Source organism: Leuconostoc sp. LN180020, from assembly GCF_014844115.1.
GTDB lineage: Bacteria > Bacillota > Bacilli > Lactobacillales > Lactobacillaceae > Leuconostoc > Leuconostoc citreum.
Genome location: NZ_CP039736.1, coordinates 1,215,197 through 1,240,135, shown reverse-complemented (window position 1 = coordinate 1,240,135; position 24,939 = coordinate 1,215,197). Strand labels below are relative to the sequence as shown.

The window sequence follows — 24,939 nt, the reverse complement described above, 5'->3', positions numbered from 1 at the left end:
CTTGTGCCTCTTTTCTATTATGTCAACTAACAGTCGTTAACTATTATTTTACTTTTACTTCTTCCATGATATAAGCTTCAACAGTATCGCCAACTCTAATATCATTATACTTTGCAACCGTGAAGCCAAACTCATAACCCATCTTCACTTCGTTGACAGACTCCTTACCACGCTGCAATGATGCAACTTCACCATCATAAACAACAACATTATCACGCATGATACGAACCTTAGAATCCTTCGTAATCTTACCTTCTTCAACCATTGCACCGGCAATAATACCAACCTTAGAGAACTTAAACAATTCCTTAACAGTAACATTACCAATAACCTTCTCTTCAAAGACAGGTTCGAGTTGTCCCTTCATGGCTGCTTCAACATCGTCAATAGCGTTATAAATCACGTTATAGAAGCGAATATCAACCTTATCAGAATCAGCTTGAGACTTTGCTAGCGGTGTTGAACGAACATTAAAGCCAATAATAATTGCACCGGAAGCAGAGGCAAGCGTTACATCAGACTCGTTAATTGCACCAACAGCTGTGTGAATAATATCAACACGAACACCGTCAACTTCAATCTTCTTAAGCGAACCTGACAAAGCTTCGACAGAACCTTGTACATCAGCTTTCACAATAACAGGAACTGTCTTCATGGCCTTTTCAGACATTGTACTAAATAATGTGTCCAGTGTGACAACAGAACCTGAGTTACGAATTGCTTCTTGCGCACGCTTAGCACGTTCTTCACCAGCTGCACGTGCAGTTTTTTCGTCTGCCATAACGATGAATCGATCACCAGCCTGTGGTACTTCGTTAATACCTGTAATTTGCACTGGTGTTGCAGGCAATGCCTCGGCTAATTCAATACCACGTTCATTTGTCATTGTTCGCACACGACCATAGGTATTACCAACAACAATTGGATCACCAACACGCATCGTACCTTGTTGAACAAGCACAGTTGCAACCGGGCCACGTCCCTTGTCCAAACGTGCTTCAATCACTGAACCACGCGCAGGTACATCCGGATTAGCTTTAAGTTCAAGCACTTCAGCTTGTAGCAAAATCATTTCTAACAATTCATCAACGTTTTGACCAAACTTAGCAGAAATCTTAACGAAAATCGTGTCGCCACCATATTCTTCAGGTACTAAGTCATAGGCCATTAATTGATTCATAACCTCATCAGGATTAGCTCCTGGCTTATCAATCTTGTTGACTGCCACAATAATTGGCGTTTCAGCGGCTTTGGCATGATTAATAGCTTCAATTGTTTGTGGCATGACACCATCATCAGCTGCAACAACTAAAATAGTTAAGTCCGTTACATTGGCACCACGCGCACGCATTTCTGTAAAGGCAGCGTGTCCTGGTGTATCCAAGAATGTAATGGTTTTGCCGTTTAACTGCGTTTGGTACGCACCGATATGTTGTGTAATACCACCGGCTTCGCCTTCAGTCACATTAGAGTTACGCAAGTAATCAAGCAAGGTTGTCTTACCATGATCAACGTGTCCCATAATTGTTACAACTGGTGGACGAGCGACTAACTTGCTTTCGTCAATCGTATCATCTTCGAAGAACTTATCAATATCGGCAACATCTTCTTCTTCTTTAAGTTGTGATTCAATACCATAATCAGCAGCCAAAATTTCAATTGTATCAGCGTCTAATGATTGGTTTTGGTTTGTCACGATGCCTAGTAAGAATAGCTTTTTAATAATTTCAGCTGTGTCACGATGAAGTAACTTTGATAAATCTTGTACGTTCATACCAATACGATATTCAAGTACTGCTGGTAGTGGCTGGTCCTTACGCTCAGTTGCTGGTACAGCTGGTCCCTTTTTAGCAGCGATACGGCGTGACTTTTTCGACCCACGAGGCTTATCATTACGACGTGGTGTTTGTTGTCCCGTACCGTTTGTGTTGCGTTTGCGTGAATTGTTACGTGCAGAGTTATTGCCCGAAGCTAATGCACCACCAAACTTACCTGTGCCGCTCTGCGTTGTTGTTGCAGTGGCCTTTGTTTCTGCTGTTTTAGGCTTAGTTTGTGCTGGCTTTTCTGGTGCTTTTTTACTCTGTTCAGCAGGCTTCTTAGTTGTTTTTGCTGCAGCAGCCTGCTTGCGCTTCTCGTTTTCACTCACATACTGCTTTAAACTATTATCTGTCTTCTTAGAATAATCAATCTGTCCTTCACGAGGCTTAGTTGACCAATTCTTCTTTTCTCGAATCATTGGGCGACCCTCAGAAGCTTGTGTTCGTGATCCAGGACGTTGATTATTGCGTCCGCCTTGACCTTGTGGCTTTGACTGATTTGGACGTGAAGCATTACCACCCTGAGTATTAGAACGCGAGGAATTTGTATGACGGTTTTGTCCTTGTCCCTGTGATTGTCCTTGACGAGCTGGTTTGTTTGAACGCGGTGTTGTTCCTGCACTTGAATTAGTACCATCTGTTAATTTTGCAGCGTGTCGACGTTGTGATGCTGGTAACTCCTTACGCTCTGGTACGGCCTGTTTTCGTGCAGGACGGTTTGAACTTGAGAATTTCTTTTCTTCTGTCATTTAGTTCCGCTCCTTTTCTGAAATTAATTGTTTGATTTTACGACTAAAGCCACGATCGGCAATCGCAAATATACTACGATTAACACCAATGGCGTTGATTAATTGTTGTTTTGTATAGTCCTGTATTAAAGTTATATGGTAAAAGTTTGACTTATCCATAAATTTTTTTGCTTGACTCGGACCACCATCACTTGGGAAAAAAGCTAACTGAACTTTATTCCCACGAATTGCAGTGAGTGTTGGCTCGGAACCCAAAACGATTTTGCCTGCGCGCATAGCCAAGCCAAGTAAATTAAGAATTTGTTGATCTTCACTTATCACCGAATAACTCCTTACGTGCCTGCTGATGATCAACATAAGCAATAAGTTCATCGTAAAAAGCATCAGGGACTTTAACTTCGAACGCTTTGTCAAAAATACGCTGTTTCTTAGCAGTATTAGCAACATCACGATTCAAACTGATGTACGCGCCACGACCGTTTGCTTTAGATGTTGTATCTAGGCTTACATGTCCTTCTTTATCACGCACAACACGAACGAGTTCTTTTTTAGGAAACATGTCACCAGTCACAATGTCTTTTCGCATAGGTATTTTTCTAGGTTTCATTGTTCTGTAGCGTATTTTAGTTTTTCAAAACGAAATACTGTTCCTTTCTAAAAATTTAATCGTTTTCTTCAACTGACGATACGGTTTGGTTCCCTAAATCTTTTGCAGCTTCAGTTTCAGACTTAATATCAATCTTAAAGCCAGTCAAACGTGCTGCTAAACGTGCATTCTGTCCTTTTTTACCAATTGCCAAAGACAACTGATTATCTGGTACAATCACTGTTACTGCGCGCTCATTTTCAGAGTCAAAAATAACATCTGTTACTTCTGATGGATTCAAAGCATTGGCAATATATTGCGCTTCATCTTCAACCCATTCAACAATATCCATATTTTCGCCACCAAGTTCATTAACAACGGATTGCACACGGCCACCACGCTGACCAACCATTGCCCCAACAGGGTCTAAATCCGGATCATGCGTATAAACAGCAATCTTTGAACGATCTCCAGCTTCACGAGAAATGCTCATAATTTCAACAGTACCATCATATACTTCCGGTACTTCTTGTTCAAATAATCGCTTAACTAGGTCTGGCGCTGTACGTGACACAAAAATTTGTGGTCCCTTAGCGTTATTTTCAACCTTATTAACAAGCACTTTAATACGGTCACCCATACGATAATGTTCATTGGGCATTTGATCATTAGGTGCCATTGCAGCTTCTTGATTTCCTGGTAATGTCATATACAAGAAACGTGAATCTTGCCGATCAACTTCACCAGTAATGATTTCATCTTGATAATCAGCAAACTTATTATAAATCGCTTCCCGTCCTGCTTCACGGATTTTTTGCATAATAACTTGCTTAGCAGCTTGTGCTGCCATACGACCAAAATCCTTTGGCGTAACATCAAAACGAATTTCATCGCCGGGTTCGTAAGCGCGATTGATTGCTAGCGCATCTTCTAGAGAAATCTCTGTATCTTCATTTTCAAAATCTTCATCTAAGACAACATGTTTGACTTGCTTAATGGCAACATTTCCCTTTTTCGTGTCAAACACAGCCTCGACATTTTGTTCCGCATTATATTGCTTCTTGTAAGCTGCTTTCAAAGCGTCTTCTAGTGCTTCAATTACAATCGCACGTTCAATGCCGCGCTCCGCTTCAAGGGCATCGAGTGCATCAACTAATTCTTTGCTCATTCGCCTATCCTCATTCAATTAGTAACTTATTAATCAAAGTTATAATAAGTCATTGCAGTTCAATATTTTCGTTAAAAATGGGTATCTAACACTGCTTTAGCAATTTCATCAAAAGTGCATACTATGGTTTCTGACGACGTAGTCAGTGTAATACCCTTATCATCAATAGTTTGAATTTTGCCTTGCCACTTTTTTTGGCCATTTTTTGCAACAAAGAATGCTACTAAAATATTTTCTCCACTCGCTTTAGCCCATTCATAATGCCAAGGCCTTATCAAAGGACGATCAGCACCTGGAGACGAAATATCTAGCATATAGGCTTCAGGTATTGGGTCTGGTTCAATAGTATCTAGTAATTCATTAACAGCCTGTGTAAATGTTGTAATGTCATCCATCGTGATAAATTCATGGTTACGTTTGTCAATCAAAATACGTAATACTTTTTGACCACCTTCTTTAGTGTAGGACACATCCCATAACAATAACTGCTGAGCATTTATCAGTGGTTCAATGAGGGTGCTAATTTCTTGTGCCACTTTATTCGCCATACGCGCTACCTCCTTTGATGAATATGTTACGATATTGCAAGCAAGTGCCAATCCCATAAAAAATGAGCCGGCCTCGTACTAAATGGCCCGCTCATTTACAAAACTATGTAAATTAACAATCTTTAGTATAACGCAAATATACACCAATTGCAAATTAGATAAAACAAAAAGACCACAATGCGTGGCCTTTACTAGAATGTGAACCTTTATGACCTCATTCGCCTAAGCTCATTGAGGCAGTCACTGTATTTAGCTAATGCTATAATAATTGACTTTTAACGCGCCCACGTAACGCTACTGGTTAGTATAAATCGTTCTTTTCAGAAACGCTATAACTTACCAAGAAGCCTTGCGAACACCAGGGATTTGACCCTTATGTGCCAATTGACGGAAGTTCAAACGTGACATACCAAATTCACGCATGTAAGCATGAGGACGTCCATCAATCAAGTCACGATTGTGCATACGTACGGGAGATGAATCTTTTGGCAAAGCAGCCAAACCGATGAAATCTCCAGCAGCCTTCAATGCCGCACGCTTATCAGCGTACTTTGCAACTAAAGCTTCACGCTTTTGTGCCTTAGCAATTTTTGACTTTTTTGCCATGTTACTTAATCTCCTTAAATGTTACAACTTTACGAAGTTTTGGTGAGTACTTCTTCAACTCAAGACGATCTGGTGTATTACGACGATTCTTAGACGTCAAGTAAATACGTTCACCAGTTTCATCATTTCCTAGAACAACGTGAATACGCATATTCATACTCCTTAGTGTGGTTTGTTAAAATTATTTGCTTGTCAATACAAATAGTTATTATACATGAACATCTTATCACTGTAAAGTAGTTTGATTAATTCTATCAAAACATTTTAAGTAATGAGCTGACCATGTTTTTAAAATTGGTTTTCCAATGGTGGCACAACTTGTTTCTTACGCGATACAACACCCGGCAAATCAATCACATGATTAGTTAATGTGGCATTAAAGGCACTTTCAATTGCTTGATTAGCATCTCCTAAATAAATGGCTTTTGAATTTGAGTTCAAGATATCAGTAATGACAAACAAAAAGTCTTCATAACCTTCAGCAACCATTGCTGCCTCGATACCCGATTGACGTGCCAACACATCATCAATATCAACCGTATTCACTTGACCTATACGGAATTGGTGACCACCCATTTCAAATGACTTTGCATCGCCATCAATCAGTTCTTTATCACTACGTGATGATAAGTCCGTACCGGCTTTTAATAAGTCCAAGCCATAAGCTTCATAATTCGTCAAACCAGCAATCTTAGCCAAGGCCTCTAAAGCTGGTTGGTCATATGTCGTTGTAGTTGGACTCTTGAGTAGTAAGGTATCTGAAATAATAGCAGATGCCATTAGTCCTGCAATATCAGACGGAATTTCAATGTTAGCTTGCTTAAATTCATAATAAAGAATTGTCGCAACTGATCCCCAAGGCTTGGCTGTGATGTAAAGCGGTGTTGCATTTGTGAAGGCAAACTTATGGTGATCGTAGATACCTTCAACAGTCACATCAGCAAGATTATCAACTGATTGCGCTACTTCATTATGGTCGACCAAAACGACTGTTTCTGTATCTGCAGATGAAATCACACGTGGCGCTGCTACTTTAAAGTAATCCAACGCAAATTGCGTTTCTGCATTGGGTTCACCCTGTGCCACTGCCTCAGTATCATTACCAATTTGATTCAAAAAATAACTTGCTGCAATTGCTGAAGCAATTGTATCTGTATCAGGGTTTTTGTGCCCAAAAACTAAAGTGTTAGCCATTAGTTCATATCTCCTAGATGTTTATACGTTTATTTTATCAAAAAAAAGTTACTTTGTCTTAGCAATTGTTAGTGGTTGAACACGCCATGGTTCGCCATACTTTTTAACATCAACAACATATTGACCATTGCCTACACGTTGTGACGGCTTGTAATCGCTCAGCTGTAGCTCCTGTTTTTGCCAACGTGTTGTGAGTATTTCTAATGCTGTGTCTTCAATGTTAAGAATAGTTGCCGTTGCAACATGATAAGCCACTGTTTTCTTTTGCGTAAAAATTAGTAAGCCTTTATTGGCGCGCTTTGAACGTGTTATTTCAGAAACCGGCATGTATTTAAAGGCGCCATTATCAGCCATAATAGCTACGCGCTGTGCCTCATTTGTAACAAAAACGGCAGCCTTAATTGTATCTTCATTGCGCAAGTCCATCGCTTTGACGCCAGCAGTACGTGCCCCAATTTCTGGGATAGATTTAATAGCAAAGCGCAGCCCAACACCATGTTGCGATAGCAATAGTACGTCTTGCTGGCCAACTGTTTCAAAGTAATCAGCGTTGACCACATAACTATCATTTGTTTTGAGCTTGATGGCCATTGAGGTTTTCTTTTTGTATGCTTTTGGTAACATGTCACTCAAAGTCGTTTGCTTAATAAAGCCATCGTTGGTCACAATGGTAAAGGCACCACCTTGCTCTAGGGTGTTGATTGGTACAACTTTAATAACATATTCTTCCGTACGCCAATTCGATAGTTCTTGAGAAAAATGTTCCCCAGTATCTTTCCATCTTGAATCTGGCAGTTCGTGAACTGGTCGATAGATGACACTCCCTTTATTGGTAAACATAAATAAGTGCTGTGTCGTATTGAGTTGCCCTTCAAACACCGGCAAATCATCATCGGCTAAGCCGTTATCTTTATCAGAAGCCTTATAAGAGCGAATAGATGCGCGCTTATAATAACCATTACGCGATACTAATACTTGTACATCTTCTTCGGCAATTGTTACGGCTTTATCAATGACAAGATCTTCAACTTCAGCTTCGATTTGTGAGCGACGAGCGGATTGATATTTCTGTGTAATGGCCGTAATTTCGTCACGAATAACAGCTTTCAAAGCCATTTCTTCATTCATAACTTCTGTTAAATGGTTGATTTTCTCAGTCAACGCCGCAAACTCTTCTTCCAATTGCGTCACATCAGTATTGGTTAAACGATACAGTTGCAATGTCACAATGGCTTCCGCCTGAGGTTGCGTAAAGTCGAAACGTGCTATTAAATTTTGTGTCGCATCTTTACGGTTTTTAGATGCTCGAATCGTTGCAACAACCTCGTCCAAAATTGACAACATACGAATTAAGCCTTCAACAATATGCTGTCTCGCTTGTGCTTTGGCTAATTCATACGCTGACCGCTTTAATACAACTTCCTTACGAAATGCTATAAATGCTTCCAGCGCCTGTTTAAGACTCACGTGAACTGGCCGTTGGTCATGAATAGCAACCATGTTAAAGTTATATGCGATTTGCAAATCAGTTTTTTTGAAGAGGTAGGTTAAAATGCCATTGGCATTAGTGTCTTTATTGAGCTCAATAACAATTGACATGCCTTCACGATCTGATTCGTCACGCACTTCAGAAATGCCGGCAACTTCTTTATTAAGACGAATAGCATCAATTTTAGATACTAAGTTTGATTTCACTACTTCATAAGGTAGTTCCGTGATTTCAATTTTTTTCTTGCCACCCTTGAGCTCAGAAATAGCTGTTTTGGCACGGACAACAATTTTACCACGGCCTGTTTTATAAGCCTTTTTAATCCCCTCTAGCCCTTGAATGATACCACCGGTAGGAAAATCTGGCCCTTTAATGTACCGCATCAAAGCTGACTGTGGCGCCTCTGGGTGATCAAGCAAGTAGATTAACGCGGCATTAATTTCTTTCAAATTATGCGGTGGTATTTCAGTCGCATAACCAGCAGAAATACCCGTCGCACCATTAATTAATAAGCTTGGAATACGTGATGGTAAGACTGTTGGTTCATAGGTCGTATCATCAAAGTTCAAAACCATATCAACAGTGTCTTGACCTAAGTCAGCCATCATTTCACCGGCAATTTTAGATAAACGCGCCTCAGTGTAACGCATTGCTGCGGCGGGATCATTATCGATTGAACCGTTGTTACCGTTCATATCAATTAATGGTTCACGTACTTTCCAATTTTGAGATAATCTCACCATGGCTTCATAGATAGAGGAGTCACCGTGTGGATGAAAATTACCCATGACATTACCAACTGATTTAGCCGACTTACGATACGGATGATCATAAGTATTGCCATCCTGATTCATCGCAAATAAAATACGACGCTGGACTGGCTTTAAGCCATCGCGAATGTCTGGCAACGCACGTTCTTGAATAATATATTTTGAATAACGCCCGAAGCGTTCGCCCATCACTGCTTCCAGTGAGAGCTCTGTTATACGATCTGCCATATATCAAGTTGCCCACCGGTCATTGACAGTGGACAATATTCCTCTCAAATAGTTTAAATAAATATGTAAATACCGCGCACAATTGTACACGGTAATGGTTGTTTGGTCAACCGCGTGAGCAAACTAATTATTTTTATCACGCCAAGTCGTAATAATTGGTTCAGCTGTTTCAGAGGTAGTAGTATACCCCTTCTCATTCTGTCGTATTTTTTCAAATACAGCTGTCGAACTTTCCTTATCACCATCAACGTTGTCTAGGATAGAACCTGCTTCGTCCATTGTAAAATGAACGTTGGCTTCAATCCAATCACGTCGTGGTTCAACTTTATCACCCATCAACGTTGTCACACGTTTCTCAGCCAACACAGCATCATCAATTTTAACCCTAATCAATGTTCTTGTCTCTGGATTCATGGTTGTTTCCCATAGTAATGGGGCGTTCATTTCACCTAGTCCTTTAAACCGTGTTAATTCATAACGGGCATCATTTTGACTCGTAATGCTCTCAAGTTCATCATTTGTCCAAGCAAATTGATCTTCGAATTTTTTTGATGCATATTTAACACGGTAAAGCGGTGGTAATGCAATATAAACACGCCCAGCTTCAATCAATGGTCGCATATATTTGTAGAAAAAGGTTAATAGCAGTGTTTGAATATGCGCACCATCATCATCCGCATCAGTCATAATAATAATTTTATTAAAAGCCGTATCTTCAACTTTAAAATCAGGTCCAACACCACCACCAATTGCATAAATCAGAGTCGATATTTCTTCGTTTTTTAAGATATCGGCTAACTTAGCCTTCTCTGTGTTTAATACTTTCCCCCGTAAAGGTAAGATAGCTTGAAACTTACGATCTCGTCCCTGTTTTGCCGAGCCGCCGGCTGAATCACCCTCTACAAGAAATAACTCATTGCGAGCGGCATTTTTCGATTGTGCAGGGGCTAATTTACCAGATAATAGACGATCTTTTTGGCCCTTTGTTTTACCCGTTCGGCTCTCATCACGAGCTTTACGCGCTGCTTCGCGTGCCTCACGCGCACGAACAGCTTTACGAATGATATTTTGACCAAAATCGCCATTTTCCATTAAGAAACGACCTAAAGTTTCGTTAACAACAGCATCAACAATGCCACGGGCCTCTGGCGTACCTAGCTTATCCTTTGTTTGACCTTCAAATTGTAAGAATTGTTCTGGCACACGCAAAGAAATAACGGCAGACAAGCCTTCACGGACATCGCTACCTTCTAAATTTTTATCTTTTTCTTTTAAGAGGTTAACCTTACGCGCATATTCATTGAAAGCTTTGGTCCAGGCAGTTCTAAAACCAACTTCGTGTGTGCCACCATCTTGTGTCCGCACATTATTAACAAAAGATAGCAATGTTTCAGAGTAACCATCATTATATTGCGCTGCAACATCAACAACTAAACCTTCTTGTTGCCCTTCAAAGGTCATAACCGGTCCAATTGTTTCTTTGTCTTCATTTAGAAAATTAACAAAGGACTCAAGTCCCTTCTCATAATGATAAGTTTCTACACGAGCAGGTGACACGCGTTCGTCAGTTAAAATAAACTTAACCCCTGACATGAGGAAAGCGGATTCTCTTAAACGTTCAGATAATGTATCATACTTATATACTGTGGCACTAAATATTGATGGATCAGGCTTAAATGTCACGGTGGTGCCTGATTTAGCTTTCGTTGCACCTAAATCACGCAGTGTCCCTACAGGCTGCCCACCATCAATAAAGTCTTCTTGCCATTGATGCCCATCACGAATAATTGTTACTTGCAAACTTTCAGACAAGGCGTTTACTACTGAAGAACCGACACCATGCAAACCACCAGATGTCGCGTAACCACCCTGACCAAACTTACCACCAGCATGTAACACCGTCAAAATAACTTCTGGTGTTGGCTTACCGGATTCATGCATGCCAACCGGCATACCGCGACCAAAATCCTGCACAGTAATTGCATTATTGTCGTGAATCGTCACTCGAATTTCGTTACCGTAACCGCCTAAGGCCTCATCTACTGCGTTATCAACAATTTCATAAACCAAATGGTGCAAACCACGACCATCAGTTGACCCAATATACATACCAGGTCGTTTACGAACAGCTTCTAATCCTTCTAATATTTTTATCGAATCTGAATCATAGTGATTTTTTTCTGCCATGAATACTCTTTAACTTTCTTAATTTAAAACATAACACAATTGAACAATTGTTCGATTTCATGCGTCAATCTATATTATCATAGATTAAAAAAAGGATTCTGACAAGTAGAAATATTTTATTTTAATTAAGTTACCCCCTTTACTATTATGATTTATGTTAGAATTAACTTTGTGTTTAGGCACAATTATGAGGAGTTCTAATTATGATTTCAATCGTATTAATGTTCGTTTTGTCATACTTCCTAGGCGCCATGGTACCAGGATTTTGGATTGGCAAACTATTTTATCACAAGGACATCCGTGATGAAGGTTCCGGCAACATCGGCACCACTAACTCATTTCGCGTTTTGGGCCCTGTTGCAGGTATAATGACCTTGGTTTTGGATTTACTAAAGGGTACGGCTGCAGGTTTATTACCGTTAGCGTTTAACAGCACAATTAATCCCATGTTAGTTGGTTTAGTAGCCGTCATCGGTCATACATTTTCTATATGGATTAAATTTAAAGGTGGGAAAGCCGTAGCCACCTCTGCTGGTGTTTTGTTAGCATATAATCCGCAATTTTTTTGTTTAATTGCCACTGTTTTCATCGTTATGTTATTACTCACTTCAATGGTTTCCGTCAGTTCAATGGTCGGCTTCAGTATAGCTGTTATCGTATCTTTTTATTATCATGATATGGTACTCACTGTTGTGGCAGTTGCTTTAACAATTTTTGTCTTTTATCGCCACCGCGCTAATATTTCTCGCATTATTCATGGAACAGAAAGCACTGTACCTTTTGGCCTTTACCATTATCTGCACAAAAAAAAATAAAAAACCGATAGCTATTGTCTATCGGTTTTTTATTTTTGATGCGTATCAAACAAAATTGTAACAGGACCATCATTTACCAAAGAGACTGCCATGTCTGCACCAAATTGTCCTGTCTCAACATCTAATCCAGAATACAATTTTAGTTGGTCATTAAAATTAGCGTATAATTTTTCTGCAAAGACAGGATCGCCAGCACCTGTGAAGCTTGGTCTATTACCTTTTTTAGTATTAGCAAGTAAAGTGAATTGCGAAATCGATAAAAATGTGCCCTCAATATCTTGAATACTTAAGTTCATACGGCCCGATTCATCTTCAAAGACACGTAACTGACTAATTTTACGGACAAGATACATTATATCTTCTGCTGTATCTGTATTCTCAATACCTACCAATAAAACGTATCCTTGCTTAATCGCACCAACAATCTGGTTATCAATCGTTACTTGTGCAGACTTCACACGTTGCAACACTACTTTCATTCAAATAACTCCTTTATCAATGAAACGTCCGCTCAACATCATAAACAGCGGGTAGGTTATTTAACGCATCCATAATCGCTGTTAACTGCTCTGTATTTTTAACACCGATGGACAGTGACACTTGCGCCATACCATTCTTAGTCGCATGACCATTAACTGAATTAACATAGCGTGTCCGGCTATTAATGGATCGTAAGACATCGTTCAACAAACCATTTCGGTTTTCACCATGAACCGTCAAATCAGCGTCATAATTAGGCTTAAGGCCTGATTCATCTTCCCATTGCACATCAACTAAGCGTTGGCCTTGTATTTCTGCTGCACGAATATTAGGACAACCCAGACGATGCACTGAAATACCGCGTCCCTTAGTGATATAGCCTTTGACAGGGTCACCTGGGACTGGTGTACAGCAGCGACCTAAACGAACCAATAAATTATCAACGCCAGCAATCACAATATCATCAGCTGAAGCTTTTTGTCGCTGTGTTAATGCTGTCTCAACACGCTTAATCTCGTGCCCTTCTTCAAGTAATTCACGCTGTAATTCTGCCGTTTGGGCTGCTTGCTGTGCCTCACGAATCTCTTCAGTCAACTTATTAGCTACACCTGGTGCCGCTACATCTCCGTAGCCAATCGCTGCTAACATATCGTCATACGCATGGTAATGTAATGTTTCTGCTGTCTGCGTGAGTTTATCAGTGGTCATGACCTGATTAGGTTCGAAACCGGTTTCTCTTAAGTTCCGCAAAAGCAGCTCTCGCCCAGCCTCGATATTGTCGTTACGGTTTAGTTGCTTGAAATATTGCTTAATTTTATTACGAGCGCGCCGAGTTGAAACTAAATCTAACCAATCACGGCTTGGTTTGGCTGTTGCACTGGTAATAATTTCGATAATATCCCCAGTTTTAATTTTATAATCTAGTGGCACAATCCGACCATTAACTTTCGCACCAGTGGTTTTAATCCCAACATTCGTGTGAATGGAAAAAGCCATATCAAGCGGTCCTGCACCTTTAGCTAATTCAAAGACATCCCCTTTGGGGGTAAAAGCATAAACGCGGTCACTGAACAAGTCCCCTTGTACACCATCCATGAAATCTTCCGCATTTTTAGCGTCCTCTTGTAATTCCAAAATACCTTGAATAACATTAAGCGTTTGTTCATTTTTATCAACGACTTTAACTTCTTTATTTGAACCCTTATTTTTCTTGTAGGCCCAATGCGCAGCCACACCATATTCAGCGACTTCATGCATATGATGCGTTCTAATCTGAACTTCCAAAGGTCGACCACCAGGGCCAATAACTGTCGTGTGCAAACTTTGATAACCATTGGCTTTTGGCAAAGCAATATAATCTTTGAATCGGCCAGGCAAAGGCATCCATTGGGAATGGATAGCCCCTAACACCGCATAAGTATCTGGAATAGTATCAGTCAATACGCGCACAGCCGATAAGTCATAAATTTCTTCAAAGGCTTTATGTTTATCGGTCATTTTTCGATAAATTGAATAAATATGCTTTGGTCGACCATAAACACTGACATTATCTAATTCTAAATCTTTAATCGCATCATTAATTTCACGCACGGCTTCTTCAACATAGCGAATACGCTCATCACGCTTCATGTTCATTTGTGAAGCAATACTATGATATTTATCGGGATCAAGGTAACTCAATGACAAATCTTCAAGTTCCCACTTAATCGTGCTAATACCTAATCGATCAGCTAATGGCGCGTAAATGTCTAAGGTTTCACTTGCAATTCTGCGACGCTTTTCTTCACGTAAGGCTCCTAAAGTTCTCATGTTATGCAGTCGATCAGCAAGCTTAACAATAATTACACGAATGTCCTTGGACATGGCTAACAACAATTTACGATGATTTTCTGCTAATTGCTCTTGTGAATTTTGATATTGAATTTTACTGATCTTAGTTACGCCATCAATAATTTGTGCAATTGTCGTCCCAAACTTATCTTCAACATCGGCCAACGTCGCAGTTGTATCTTCCACAACATCATGTAAATATCCTGATATAACTGTTGCTGTGTCCATACGTAACTCAGCCAAAATGCCAGCAACTTGTATCGGATGAATAATATAAGGTTCGCCTGATTTACGTAATTGTGCCTTGTGTAAATCAGCAGCCCATTCATAAGCCGCCTTGACCTTAAGGGCATCTGATTCAGTCATGTAATGCGACACCATGTCTAACACTTCTTGTCCTGAATATTTTTTTGTTTTTGCCATATATATACTTGTGCTTAACGCACTTTTCCCTTCACAACTTCCGGAAGACACACCACTGTTTCACGAACCGCAGCATGCCTTATGACGTTTTTATACGTAGTATAATTATAATAAATTTTTAATATTTTCACAACCTATGTCTTATAACGTGCATATTTTTACAAATAAGCATACACTAGTAATATCAATTTTTCATAAAGGAGGTTGCTGATGTCTGAAAATGATCAAGAACCAGCGGAATCCGAGAACACACTTTGGCAACGTAATGTCTTTGTATTATGGTTTGGCGTTTTTATGACAGGTGTTGCACTGAGTGAAGTCATGCCTTTCTTGTCCTTATATATCGACACTTTAGGCCATTTCAATAAAGACGCCTTAAGTCTTTATTCAGGCGCTGTTTTTGCTATTTCTTTTCTGGTCACAGCCGTTGTCTCGCCCTTTTGGGGTAAATTAGCTGACCGCAAAGGTCGAAAACTCATGTTACTGCGTGCCGCATTTGGTATGTCAATTGTATTGTTTCTGATGGGGAATGTGACCAATGTTTGGGAACTGTTATTGTTGCGTGCACTGCAAGGTGCAATGGGTGGTTTCATTTCCAATGCTAACGCATTAGTTGCAACACAAACACCTAAACAACACGCTGGTAAGGCCCTTGGCATTTTAGTAACTGGAATGACTGCTGGTAATTTAATTGGCCCATTTTTTGGCGGTGTATTGGCCACATTTTTTAGTTATCGCACATCATTTCATATTACTGGCATTATTCTATTCCTAGTATTTATCCTTACTTTGTGCTTAGTCAAAGAAGAAGCACGCCCCGTCTCGCTAACAGTAGCAAAGTCTTCAACTAAGGTGTTATGGGCCGGTTTACCAAATAAACAATTCATTGTTGGCTTATTTGTGACAACAATGTTAGTGCAAACCGTTAACACATCTATTAATCCAATTATTAGTTTATTTGTTCGAGAGCTGATGCATAATGCAACGAATACGACATTCATGGCCGGTATTGTGGCCGCTATGCCTGGTATTGCAACAGTGATTGCAGCACCGCCATTTGGTCGCTTGGGTGATCGTGTAGGCACTGAACGTATGATAAAAATTGGCTTTATGATTGCTGTAATCGCTTTTATTCCGACAGCATTTGTCACCAGTATTAGTATGCTAATGTTACTCAGATTCATTGTTGGTATTAGCGATGCCACAATGTTACCAGCCATACAGACATTATTATCGAAAAACTCGCCAACAGAAATGACAAGCCGTATTTTTAGTTATAATCAAAGTTTTCAATCTTTAGGATCGGTTATGGGTCCCATGATTGGTGCAATTATTGCAAGTTTGTTTGATTATCGCGGTATTTTTATTGTCAGTGCCCTAATTATCATACTTAATGCAGTTTTGTTCAATATCACAACACGACGCAAGACAGAAACAGCAGACATCAAATAAAAAAAGCGTTTCCTTTTGAAAGGAAACGCTTTTTTTATTTAGGTTAGCCACTGATTGAGATACTGCATATCGACTGAAGCCGATGTCCAACGTTGCAGTGGCGTATAATTATGACGTTGATTAAAAGCCAACTGCTGCATCGACAAAACTGCCACAGCTTGGCCATTTTCAGTTAAAAAAACTTGACCTATTGTTGTGAAATGACCTTTTGTATGCTTCCCAGTTCGCCAAAAATTAGGTTTTGCATCCTGCTTTGGTAAGTACTGCCCTGACAAGTTTTGTGTTACAACAACGCCTGAAAATAAGTGCGTCTCATATTTACTATTCTTTCCCATAATCGTAAACTCCCACACCTACTTCAAATTTAGTACCGTCAATCACGTCAGTTGGTTGCAAATGTAACTGGTAATTGACATCAGCACTGATCATACTCAATCGCTCACTGGCACGCATGCTATCAGCATTTTCAAGTAATTCATAGTCTTGTGTCGTGAGTTCATTTAATCCCGCACGAATTGTCAATCTTATCCAAGGCACCTGCATAATTTTTGTCAAGTAAGCAATCTGACCATACGGCATCGGCCTTAGCCAGGAGCCACCATTTCCTATTGTCGACAAATGTATTTGTTTTTGCCAACGAACCGTATCTTGGTACCAAATCACCTGATAAACACCAGGATTATCAAGCGGCATAGCCAATATTTCATCAGAGAGCGTTGTTGGGTGTGCAATGATACGCATCTCACCCGCCAAATGTTGTGTCACATTAATCAGGTATCGATTTTGCCCATCAAAGAAAAAGTTAAGCGCAAATTCTGATTGTCGGTCATTTGGTCCATCAGGCATATGTTTTTCTTTTGGCAATACAATCACTCGCTGATTCAAATCACGTAACGCGTTAATAAGTTTACGTCGGTTACCTGGAATCACAATTGCTTGTGGCGACTCTAGTTCAACAACTTTCATGACATCTGATATTTCCAATGGCTCTAAATATTGTTTATCAGCCAAGTGTGGTAGTAATGTCGCGTCGCTTGGATTATTATTCATAATAATTGTCGGATATTGCAGCCGTCTTAATTCAGACATTGTGATGGCAGTCGCATAACCCGCTGAAGCAGCATCACCCATACGAAAAGCACCAGAACCGATCACTAAAACGGCGCGTTGATCAATTTGAATTGATTCGTTTTCTGATTCATATGTCGCATAGTACTGACGTGCATTTTCAGGAAATTCACCCGCAGATGGCTCAACTGCTTTATAAGTGACACGAATATCGTTTTCTTTTGCTAGTGTTCTAATAATATTGAAGTCGGTATGCCAAAAACGTGCAATCAAACCGTCTGACAAACCGTATTTTTTTCCACGGCGCAACGAAGTAATGCTATCAATATCTGATTCAATTTCAGATTCCAACTTATGCAGATGCTGTAACTGATGAAAATAGAATTCATCAATTGCTGTCAATTCTGCTAGTTCGTCGATTTCATAGCCTCTTTTAATTGCTTCAATTAACAATAGTACCCGATTATCTTGTGGATGAATGAGCTGTTGTATCAACTCATCATCATTAATGTGAGCCATATTAGTTGGCGAAAAACTGGCATTATTAAAATGTGCTGACCGAATCGCTTTTTCAAGTGCTTCAATAAATGTACGTCCAAATCCCAGCGTTGAACCAACTGATTTCTGCACACTATTTAATTGCCGATTAACGTCGATGCCTGCTTCTGCTAATTCACCAAAAGGAAATACTGGTAATTTGACAACAACATGATCCATCATTGGTTCCATCATAGCAGTATTTGTGCCAAAGTTATGTGGTAGTTTAATGTCTTCTAGAGGTATACCCATAGCTAAGTTTATCGCCACTAGCATCGTTGGGTACCCAGTCGCTAACGCCATGCGCGTCGCCATTTGATCAATATAGGGTGACACCTTAATGATGTATATTTCGCGGTCATCATCATCTATGGCAAACTGTACATGCATAACACCTTGAAGTTGCAGCATATCCGCAATTCTAAAAGCATAATCTCTCATTTGGCTAATGAGTTGATCTTGAACGGTTAGTATTGGTGACACACTTAATGAATCAGCAGTATGAATACCAATTGGATCCATATCCTCACTTGCCCCAATTTGCATCTTATTGCCGCGCACGTCTCTGAGAATTTCTAGACTAATCTCTTTGAGACCGTTAATCGCTCTAGAAATAATTACCTCTTGCGTAACGGATTGTGATTTGGCTAAATTAATGGTGTCTTCAAATTCATCCAAACGCTCCACAATATGACGCGTATTATTTTGATTGGGGTGTAATGCCCTGACCATCAAAGGCAAATGTAACGTCCTTAATAATTCATTAGCTTCATCTTGCGCTTTTAAAACATAATTATTAATCACTGGTAAGCCGTTTTTTGCCATAAAATCGGTTAAGGCTGGCAAATTATTAACTTTTAATAACATGTCAATGTTCAAGCCAAGTGTATTCGGTACATTGCCATCTCCGTGAGACCAACTTTGTACGACATCAGCCCATAATCGCAATGAGACATCACCACCAAATAAAGGAACAACTGTATCAATTGCTTCATCACGAATGATTTTCTTAATATTATGTACTGTTAAGGGCTGCCAAAATGTTTTTGCCGCAAGACTTTCTAGTGACAGTGCGTAAGGATTTTCATCAATTACAAAAACATCAATACCGTGTCCTCTAAGCTCTGGCATAACCTGATAAATCGCAGCGTCATGCTCAGCTTCTTGACCAAAATTATTAGCACCGGAACCAATGAATAACAGCTTTTTAATTTTATTGTTGGTTATAGTGTTCGACATAATCTTCTACCGTTTCAAAAAAGTCCGCAAAGACAGCAGTTGCTTCAAGCGGTCCAGGAGCAGCGTCTGGGAAAAACTGCACACTAAATGCTGGAAATTCACGATGCCTTAATCCTTGAACCGCGCCATCTACTAAGTCACGATAGGTGACAAATAGTTTTTTGCGATCAATTGTTTGATCATCCACTGCGTAACCCTGCCCCTGCATTGCATAAAATATTTGTCGTGAAATAATTTCTTGAATTGGATGATTCATACCATGATGTTCCGAAGGTAATGGTTTAAGTTCAGCACCATTAGCTAGAGCAAATAACTCATGTCCTAGGCCTATACCCAGAAGTGGCGCTTTCGTTTGTAAGACACGAATTAGAGTCAACACACTTTCAGGTAAGGTTCGCGGATCTCCAGGGCCAGTAGATAAAATAATACCATCTGGATCTAATGTTAACACTTCTTCAACACTAGTCGTGTATGGCAACACAGAAACATTAGCATCGTAATCACCTAACATACGCAAAATACCATGCTTCAAACCAAAATCAATGACAACAATATGACGACCACGTCCGGGGTTAGCATATGGTTTTGGCGTTGCCGTATTTTGCACTTGCTTGTTTGTTAACACCGTTGCGACGAGTTGATCGACTGCATGTTCATCAGCAAAATCGACAATGGTGGCTTTTTGTGGCCCAGTTTCACGTAAGTGACGAATAAGCTGACGTGTATCTACTTGATAAAGCCCTGGAATGTTATGTTGCTTCAAAAAGCGATCTAAGTTCATACGACGCTGGCGATTAACGGATACCTCAGCTAAATCATGAACGACCATGCCGCGAATTGTCGGCTTAACGGATTCATATGCCTCAGCATGTATCCCAGAAGCACCAACAACAGGCATAGCAAAAACAATCATTTGCCCATCATAAATTGGGTCAGTGATGATTTCTTGGTAGCCTGTCATGGCCGTATGAAAAATAATTTCGCCGAAGGTGGTGGCTGGTGCACCAAACCCTAGGCCTTGAAATACCCTACCATCTTCAAGAATTAAGTGACGTTGCATCATGTTTTATACTTTGCTGGTCCCTTCATTATAAAATGATTAGTCCAACTTTCTCCTGTTAATGTACGATTTCAACAGCATCTCTGCCATCGATTTCTTGCACCAAGACTTTAATTTTTTCGTTCTGTGCAGTTGGGATATTTTTTCCTACAAAGTCAGCACGAATAGGTAATTCTCGGTGGCCACGGTCAACAAGAACAGCTAAAGCTATTGTATTGGGACGCCCAATATGAATTAAAGCATCCAAAGCTGCCCGAATTGTACGACCAGTAAACAGTACATCATCAATCAAAACGATATTTTTATCGGCAATGTTAGTTTTTTCTTCATCGTTCAAACCCAAACTGTCATCGTGGTTTAATACATCGTCACGAAAATTAGTAATATCAATTGCCATGACAGGGATTTTAACCCCTTCGAGCTGTTCAAGACGGTTAGCAATACGATGCGCTAGGAACTCACCGCGTGTTTTAATACCGACCAGTACTAAGTCCTGCCCACCCTTATTGCGTTCAATAATTTCATAAGTAATACGTGTTAACGCACGTTGTAAAGATGCATTATCTAAAACTTCTTTGTTTGTCATAATGATTATTGTACATATACAGTGAAAAAATATTCACCATATATTTATCCTCCTAGTAAAAATTAGTCGTGCTGAATTATCGGAATTAAAGTTGCTAAAGCTTTTGTAAAATAACTCGGCAACTCACTATCAAATGTTAACAATTCACCTGTGGTCGGTTGTGTTAAAGATAGTGTTTTTGCATGCAACATTTGTCCATTTAAAGTCACGTGTGGTAGTTTTTGCGCTGAACCATACACAGGATCGCCAATAATTGGATGGCCAATATAAGTCATATGGACACGTATTTGATGCGTACGACCAGTCTCTAACCGTATTTTCAAAAGTGTATAGCCAACATACCTTGTGACAACCTCAAAATGCGTTATTGCCTCTCGCCCACCAGCTTGAACAGCTTGCTTTTTGCGATCAACTTTATGCCGCGCTAACGGCGCATTAATTGTGCCTGAATCTTCAGAGAATTCACCCCGAACCAATGCATAATAGATACGTTCGTTTTTATGGGCTTTGAGTTGTTCAGACAACGCTTGATGTGCTTTGTCATTTTTAGCTACCATCAATAAACCACTTGTGTCACGGTCAATCCGATGCACAATACCAGGTCTAAAGCTACCATTAATTGTTGATAAAGGCGCATGGTATAGTAAGGCGTTAACTAGCGTGCCACTCGTATGCCCAGCTGCTGGATGGACAACCATTCCTTGTGGTTTGTTAACAACTAATAAATCATTGTCTTCATAGATAATATCTAATGGCATATTTTCAGCTATAATTTCAGTATTTTGAACGGCTGGTGGTAATATGGTTATCAGATCGCCACTATTGACCTTATACGAACGTTTCACCTGCGTTTGATTAACCACTATGTGGCCATCTTGAAGCCATTCAGCGAGTACTGTACGCGAATAAGGTAATGATTTTTTAGCTAGAACTGCATCAATTCGACCAGTTTCATTTGTAATTTCAAGAGTGATCTTTTCCGTCATGCGTATTCATGTATTCCTTAATTTGATCTGCTATATTTTGGCTTAACCAATATTTACGTGCACGGCCCGCTCTTGTAAAAGACAGTATATGCCCGTTGAGCTGCCAATTATGCACTGTCGCAAGTGAAATTTTTTCATATTCGGAGACAAACATGCGACCTAAAAATAATTGCGGCCCCGCAATGTAGATACGACGACGCACAATCATCACTACGCTTAAAAGTAAGATAATGACAATATAGCCGATTGGGATTATATCTAATTTAAATGACATTTCGCTCCAAACAATCAAGCCAATCATTAATAAGATAAACCACCATAGCCAGCCAATCTGGCCTGTTGTATTCAAAGGTTGAAAAAAGCCTCTTTTTGGTATCATAATTTCACCCCTCACACGATTTGATTAATACCGCGCTGTATCATATATTGTTACTATATTATTTTACCATGAAATGCGCTATCCTATAAATCTCATTTCTATGAAAACAGCGCACAATAAATCTTAGTTTTGGAGAAATCAACAATATGTTAACCCTTTATGTCGACGCTGCACGAGAGCCTCAAAGTGGTATCAGTGCCGGTGGCGCAGTCTCGATACACCATAAACAACAGCAGCAAATAAAATCAAACTTATTTTATACGACAGATAATCATGAAGCTGAATTTCTTGCTTTAATTTGGGCTTTAAAAAAAGTTAAGGTGGCTGAAACATCGGAAACCATCAGAATATTTAGTGACTCAAAAATATTAATTGACAGTCTTGATAAAAAATACGCTAAGCACTATCAGCCCTTATTAGAAGAAATTATTCAATTATTGACACCCTATTCTTTGGTTATTAGTCAGTGGTTACCAGAAAAAGAAAACCATGGTGCCCATTATATGGCACTACAGGCATTAAAAAAAAATAAACGTCCCTCATAAACGATGAAGGACGTTTATTTTTTTACAACAATGTTTTAGCCAAATAGAAGCAACCAAGAATACCAGCGTTATCGCCGTTAGCTACTGGCACAATATAGTCTTCTAAATCAGGTACATCTAAGTAATCACTCATTTGTTCAGCAAAACTCGCACGAATCAATGGGAATAAGGTTTCGCGATGTGGCACACCACCACCAAAAACAATCTTTTCTGGTCGCAAAATCATGGTATAGTCTAGCGCTGCTTGTGCTAGATAAAAGGCTTCAATTTCCCATGCCTTATCTCCGTCAGGAATTTCTTTAGCACTCTTATGCCAACGCGCTTCAATGGCTGGACCAGCTGCCAAGCCTTCCAAACAATTATCCCCGTGGAATGGGCAATGACCTTCATAGTGATCTTCAGGATGCTTTTGCAAGAAAATATGTCCAGCTTCTGGGTGCCCATAACCACTCACCAATTTGCCACCTGACACAATACCAGCCCCAACGCCCGTACCTACTGTCAAGTAAACCATATTTTGAGCATCTTTGGCAGCACCAGTCTCAAACTCAGCCCAACCAGCACCATTCACATCTGTTGTCCAGAAGTAAGGAATATCACGCCAAGCCTTCATCCGACCCAAGAAATTATAACCTGACCAACCATGTTTTGGCGTAGCCAAAACATAACCGTATGTCTTTGATCCCTTCACAATGTCAATTGGTCCAAAAGCAGCGATACCAATAGCATCAATATTGTCAAATTGGTCAAAAAACGCAATAACTTGATCTAATGTTTTCTCCCCGTCTAATGTTGGGAATGCTGTCCGTTCAACGATATTATAATTTTCATCTGCTACGGCGACCACAAACTTTGTGCCACCTGCTTCAATTGCACCTAATAATCCCATGATTTACCCTCTATTAATTATTATTTTTTCCGTAAACGCTATTTAAACCATCTACTTGTCATTGCGGCAAGTCCGTCTTCAGTGTAGACTTCCAACACGTCAATATCAAGTATTAATAGCAATTGACTCACATTTCCTGTTATTTGTCTGGTTTCAATGCCTTCTGTCTCCCATTGTCGTCTTGAAAAGACCACGGTGTTACCAACACGCTTTAACTCAGCATTTTGGCTTAACTTTATTGTCCAATCCTCTGCTGATACAATGCGGTATTGACCAACTTTTAGTTGATCAAAATCTGTTAATAACGTTGGTGAAAGCACTTCTGCAATTGGTCTTTGAACCAACTCATTTTGACTATTGACATGTAGTTCACGTGGTACGCTTAGAACATGAACCCATGATTTATCTGCAATAGTCGGCACTGCCGCCTCTCTGTCAGGCGTCATCATACCAGCCCAACCCCACATGATACGACGTCCATCTGGTGCAACCATTGTTTGCGGTGCGTAAAACTCAAATCCTTGATCCACTTCTTTAAAGTCGGTGTCAACATGGAACTTGACAGTTGCTTCATCAAAATGGCCCACAACATAACCTGTATTATGAATATTTTCATACCGATGATTTTTCGTATCTGGTTCCAGCCCTTGCGGCGAAAACATGAGTACTTGCTTACCATCAACCTCAATATATCCTGGACATTCTAGCATATAGCCTCGCACATCTTGCAATTGGTCACCTAAAATTGAACCACGGAAAAGCCAATTTTTGAAATCAGTGGACTCGTAAGCAATAATATCCCCCACTTGATTGTCATGTTGCGCACCTAAGATAAGGAAATAATGCCCATTCTTACCTTGCCACACCATTGGATCACGAACATCTTTTGTAAAACCCTGAGGGTGAGGAAATAATTCACCAAGCTTTTCAAAGTTTAGTCCATCATCACTCACCGCCCACATCTGTGACGATTTAATACTATGGCCTGCGCTATCTCTTACATTACCAGTATAAAAAACATATAGACGATCATCGTGCACAAACGCTGCCCCCGAATATATACCTGCACTGTCAAGATTATCAAGTGATGGTTTTAAGGCAGTCTCAACACGTTGCCAAGATTTTAGATCATCTGATATAAAATGACCCCACTCCTTGTACTTATGATTACATGCCTTTGGATTCCACTGATAAAACACATGATATTTTCCTTTGAAAAATACTAGGCCATTTGGATCATTTAACAGCCCAGTCGTGGGATATAAGTGATACGCTTCAAAGGCAACTTCATCGTTTGTAACTAACATC

The 24,939-nt window shown here is 39.9% G+C and carries 23 protein-coding genes; 3 read left to right on the top strand and 20 right to left on the bottom strand.

The annotated features are described in order from the left end of the window. Window positions 1–43: 43 nt before the first annotated feature. The 10 genes from infB to parE all read right to left on the bottom strand — a co-directional run bounded on the left by infB (window position 44) and on the right by parE (window position 11,342). Window positions 44–2,566 (bottom strand): translation initiation factor IF-2, encoded by a 2,523-nt coding sequence (gene infB / locus FAZ25_RS06335; protein WP_155280124.1) that lies wholly within the window; start codon window positions 2,564–2,566, stop codon window positions 44–46. Beyond that, window positions 2,567–2,887, bottom strand: coding sequence for a ribosomal L7Ae/L30e/S12e/Gadd45 family protein (locus FAZ25_RS06330; RefSeq protein WP_004900916.1), 321 nt, complete (start codon window positions 2,885–2,887; stop codon window positions 2,567–2,569). It lies immediately after the preceding gene. Beyond that, window positions 2,877–3,173 carry an RNase P modulator RnpM gene (gene rnpM, locus FAZ25_RS06325; protein ID WP_012305300.1) on the bottom strand — a complete coding sequence of 99 codons (297 nt, stop codon included), beginning with the start codon at window positions 3,171–3,173 and terminating at the stop codon, window positions 2,877–2,879. Before rnpM ends, FAZ25_RS06330 begins: the two co-directional genes overlap by 11 nt. A 55-nt stretch (window positions 3,174–3,228) precedes the next feature. Continuing rightward, on the bottom strand, window positions 3,229–4,320 hold the full coding sequence (nusA, locus tag FAZ25_RS06320) for a transcription termination factor NusA (protein ID WP_004900919.1): 1,092 nt from the start codon (window positions 4,318–4,320) through the stop codon (window positions 3,229–3,231). Between the two features lie 71 nt (window positions 4,321–4,391). Next, window positions 4,392–4,868 (bottom strand): ribosome maturation factor RimP, encoded by a 477-nt coding sequence (rimP, locus tag FAZ25_RS06315; protein ID WP_100665968.1) that lies wholly within the window; start codon window positions 4,866–4,868, stop codon window positions 4,392–4,394. Between the two features lie 336 nt (window positions 4,869–5,204). After that, window positions 5,205–5,474 carry a 30S ribosomal protein S14 gene (gene rpsN / locus FAZ25_RS06310; RefSeq protein WP_004904725.1) on the bottom strand — a complete coding sequence of 90 codons (270 nt, stop codon included), beginning with the start codon at window positions 5,472–5,474 and terminating at the stop codon, window positions 5,205–5,207. A gap of 1 nt (window position 5,475) precedes the next feature. Further along, window positions 5,476–5,625 (bottom strand): 50S ribosomal protein L33, encoded by a 150-nt coding sequence (rpmG, locus tag FAZ25_RS06305; protein WP_002815032.1) that lies wholly within the window; start codon window positions 5,623–5,625, stop codon window positions 5,476–5,478. A 137-nt stretch (window positions 5,626–5,762) separates the two neighbouring features. Next, window positions 5,763–6,668 (bottom strand): manganese-dependent inorganic pyrophosphatase, encoded by a 906-nt coding sequence (locus FAZ25_RS06300; RefSeq protein ID WP_100665970.1) that lies wholly within the window; start codon window positions 6,666–6,668, stop codon window positions 5,763–5,765. A 48-nt stretch (window positions 6,669–6,716) separates the two neighbouring features. Then, on the bottom strand, window positions 6,717–9,155 hold the full coding sequence (gene parC / locus FAZ25_RS06295) for a DNA topoisomerase IV subunit A (protein ID WP_004900947.1): 2,439 nt from the start codon (window positions 9,153–9,155) through the stop codon (window positions 6,717–6,719). Between the two features lie 123 nt (window positions 9,156–9,278). Continuing rightward, window positions 9,279–11,342, bottom strand: coding sequence for a DNA topoisomerase IV subunit B (gene parE, locus FAZ25_RS06290; RefSeq protein ID WP_192269265.1), 2,064 nt, complete (start codon window positions 11,340–11,342; stop codon window positions 9,279–9,281). Between the two features lie 203 nt (window positions 11,343–11,545). Here parE and plsY point away from each other — a divergent pair, with 203 nt between their 5' ends. After that, window positions 11,546–12,157: a glycerol-3-phosphate 1-O-acyltransferase PlsY gene (plsY, locus tag FAZ25_RS06285; RefSeq protein WP_012305301.1), complete on the top strand. Its 612-nt coding sequence runs from the start codon at window positions 11,546–11,548 to the stop codon at window positions 12,155–12,157. A gap of 29 nt (window positions 12,158–12,186) precedes the next feature. On the opposite strand, the gene dtd is transcribed toward plsY, so the two are convergent. Beyond that, window positions 12,187–12,636, bottom strand: a complete 450-nt coding sequence (gene dtd, locus FAZ25_RS06280) for a D-aminoacyl-tRNA deacylase (RefSeq protein ID WP_192269262.1) — start codon at window positions 12,634–12,636, stop codon at window positions 12,187–12,189. 16 nt (window positions 12,637–12,652) lie between these two features. Beyond that, on the bottom strand, window positions 12,653–14,890 hold the full coding sequence (locus FAZ25_RS06275) for a bifunctional (p)ppGpp synthetase/guanosine-3',5'-bis(diphosphate) 3'-pyrophosphohydrolase (RefSeq protein ID WP_040177090.1): 2,238 nt from the start codon (window positions 14,888–14,890) through the stop codon (window positions 12,653–12,655). Window positions 14,891–15,100: 210 nt separating this feature from the next. On the opposite strand from FAZ25_RS06275, the gene FAZ25_RS06270 reads away from it, so the two are divergent. After that, window positions 15,101–16,342, top strand: a complete 1,242-nt coding sequence (locus tag FAZ25_RS06270) for a multidrug efflux MFS transporter (RefSeq protein WP_146983393.1) — start codon at window positions 15,101–15,103, stop codon at window positions 16,340–16,342. A 38-nt stretch (window positions 16,343–16,380) separates the two neighbouring features. On the opposite strand, the gene FAZ25_RS06265 is transcribed toward FAZ25_RS06270, so the two are convergent. From FAZ25_RS06265 to FAZ25_RS06240, 6 genes are all read right to left on the bottom strand, one after another. After that, window positions 16,381–16,677, bottom strand: a complete 297-nt coding sequence (locus FAZ25_RS06265) for a hypothetical protein (RefSeq protein WP_004904731.1) — start codon at window positions 16,675–16,677, stop codon at window positions 16,381–16,383. Beyond that, a complete protein-coding gene (locus tag FAZ25_RS06260) occupies window positions 16,664–19,186 on the bottom strand; it encodes an ATP-grasp domain-containing protein (protein WP_100665985.1) in 2,523 nt (840 codons plus the stop codon). The genes FAZ25_RS06265 and FAZ25_RS06260 overlap by 14 nt, the downstream gene beginning before the upstream one ends. Further along, a complete protein-coding gene (locus FAZ25_RS06255; RefSeq protein WP_186727990.1) occupies window positions 19,161–20,246 on the bottom strand; it encodes a carbamoyl phosphate synthase small subunit in 1,086 nt (361 codons plus the stop codon). Before FAZ25_RS06255 ends, FAZ25_RS06260 begins: the two co-directional genes overlap by 26 nt. A gap of 58 nt (window positions 20,247–20,304) precedes the next feature. After that, window positions 20,305–20,832: a bifunctional pyr operon transcriptional regulator/uracil phosphoribosyltransferase PyrR gene (gene pyrR, locus FAZ25_RS06250; protein WP_004900970.1), complete on the bottom strand. Its 528-nt coding sequence runs from the start codon at window positions 20,830–20,832 to the stop codon at window positions 20,305–20,307. A 62-nt stretch (window positions 20,833–20,894) separates the two neighbouring features. Further along, on the bottom strand, window positions 20,895–21,818 hold the full coding sequence (locus FAZ25_RS06245) for an RluA family pseudouridine synthase (protein WP_100665987.1): 924 nt from the start codon (window positions 21,816–21,818) through the stop codon (window positions 20,895–20,897). Continuing rightward, the gene (locus tag FAZ25_RS06240; RefSeq protein WP_004900977.1) at window positions 21,796–22,197 is read right to left on the bottom strand and encodes an EbsA family protein; all 402 of its coding nucleotides are present in this window, start codon (window positions 22,195–22,197) and stop codon (window positions 21,796–21,798) included. The genes FAZ25_RS06245 and FAZ25_RS06240 overlap by 23 nt, the downstream gene beginning before the upstream one ends. Window positions 22,198–22,343: 146 nt before the next feature. On the opposite strand from FAZ25_RS06240, the gene FAZ25_RS06235 reads away from it, so the two are divergent. Beyond that, a complete protein-coding gene (locus tag FAZ25_RS06235; RefSeq protein WP_100665989.1) occupies window positions 22,344–22,742 on the top strand; it encodes a ribonuclease HI family protein in 399 nt (132 codons plus the stop codon). 22 nt (window positions 22,743–22,764) lie between these two features. Here the strand turns inward: FAZ25_RS06235 and FAZ25_RS06230 are convergent, their stop codons facing one another. Beyond that, complete coding sequence (locus FAZ25_RS06230; RefSeq protein WP_004907855.1) at window positions 22,765–23,631, bottom strand: ROK family protein; 867 nt, start codon at window positions 23,629–23,631, stop codon at window positions 22,765–22,767. 38 nt (window positions 23,632–23,669) lie between these two features. Next, window positions 23,670–24,938, bottom strand: a complete 1,269-nt coding sequence (locus FAZ25_RS06225) for a glycoside hydrolase family 32 protein (RefSeq protein ID WP_100665993.1) — start codon at window positions 24,936–24,938, stop codon at window positions 23,670–23,672. Window position 24,939 lies beyond the last annotated feature (1 nt).

Coding starts and splice junctions, on each gene's coding strand:
- rpsN (WP_004904725.1), bottom strand. CDS start 5,474: ATGGCAAAAAAGTCAAAAATTGCTAAGGCACAAAAGCGTGAAGCTTTA.
- FAZ25_RS06275 (WP_040177090.1), bottom strand. CDS start 14,890: ATGGCAAAAACAAAAAAATATTCAGGACAAGAAGTGTTAGACATGGTG.
- FAZ25_RS06270 (WP_146983393.1), top strand. CDS start 15,101: ATGTCTGAAAATGATCAAGAACCAGCGGAATCCGAGAACACACTTTGG.
- parC (WP_004900947.1), bottom strand. CDS start 9,155: ATGGCAGATCGTATAACAGAGCTCTCACTGGAAGCAGTGATGGGCGAA.
- FAZ25_RS06240 (WP_004900977.1), bottom strand. CDS start 22,197: ATGATACCAAAAAGAGGCTTTTTTCAACCTTTGAATACAACAGGCCAG.
- rnpM (WP_012305300.1), bottom strand. CDS start 3,173: ATGAAACCTAGAAAAATACCTATGCGAAAAGACATTGTGACTGGTGAC.
- rimP (WP_100665968.1), bottom strand. CDS start 4,868: ATGGCGAATAAAGTGGCACAAGAAATTAGCACCCTCATTGAACCACTG.
- parE (WP_192269265.1), bottom strand. CDS start 11,342: ATGGCAGAAAAAAATCACTATGATTCAGATTCGATAAAAATATTAGAA.
- FAZ25_RS06225 (WP_100665993.1), bottom strand. CDS start 24,938: ATGTTAGTTACAAACGATGAAGTTGCCTTTGAAGCGTATCACTTATAT.
- FAZ25_RS06265 (WP_004904731.1), bottom strand. CDS start 16,677: ATGGGAAAGAATAGTAAATATGAGACGCACTTATTTTCAGGCGTTGTT.
- infB (WP_155280124.1), bottom strand. CDS start 2,566: ATGACAGAAGAAAAGAAATTCTCAAGTTCAAACCGTCCTGCACGAAAA.
- nusA (WP_004900919.1), bottom strand. CDS start 4,320: ATGAGCAAAGAATTAGTTGATGCACTCGATGCCCTTGAAGCGGAGCGC.
- plsY (WP_012305301.1), top strand. CDS start 11,546: ATGATTTCAATCGTATTAATGTTCGTTTTGTCATACTTCCTAGGCGCC.
- FAZ25_RS06300 (WP_100665970.1), bottom strand. CDS start 6,668: ATGGCTAACACTTTAGTTTTTGGGCACAAAAACCCTGATACAGATACA.
- FAZ25_RS06235 (WP_100665989.1), top strand. CDS start 22,344: ATGTTAACCCTTTATGTCGACGCTGCACGAGAGCCTCAAAGTGGTATC.
- rpmG (WP_002815032.1), bottom strand. CDS start 5,625: ATGCGTATTCACGTTGTTCTAGGAAATGATGAAACTGGTGAACGTATT.
- FAZ25_RS06260 (WP_100665985.1), bottom strand. CDS start 19,186: ATGTCGAACACTATAACCAACAATAAAATTAAAAAGCTGTTATTCATT.
- dtd (WP_192269262.1), bottom strand. CDS start 12,636: ATGAAAGTAGTGTTGCAACGTGTGAAGTCTGCACAAGTAACGATTGAT.
- FAZ25_RS06230 (WP_004907855.1), bottom strand. CDS start 23,631: ATGGGATTATTAGGTGCAATTGAAGCAGGTGGCACAAAGTTTGTGGTC.
- pyrR (WP_004900970.1), bottom strand. CDS start 20,832: ATGACAAACAAAGAAGTTTTAGATAATGCATCTTTACAACGTGCGTTA.
- FAZ25_RS06255 (WP_186727990.1), bottom strand. CDS start 20,246: ATGCAACGTCACTTAATTCTTGAAGATGGTAGGGTATTTCAAGGCCTA.
- FAZ25_RS06245 (WP_100665987.1), bottom strand. CDS start 21,818: ATGACGGAAAAGATCACTCTTGAAATTACAAATGAAACTGGTCGAATT.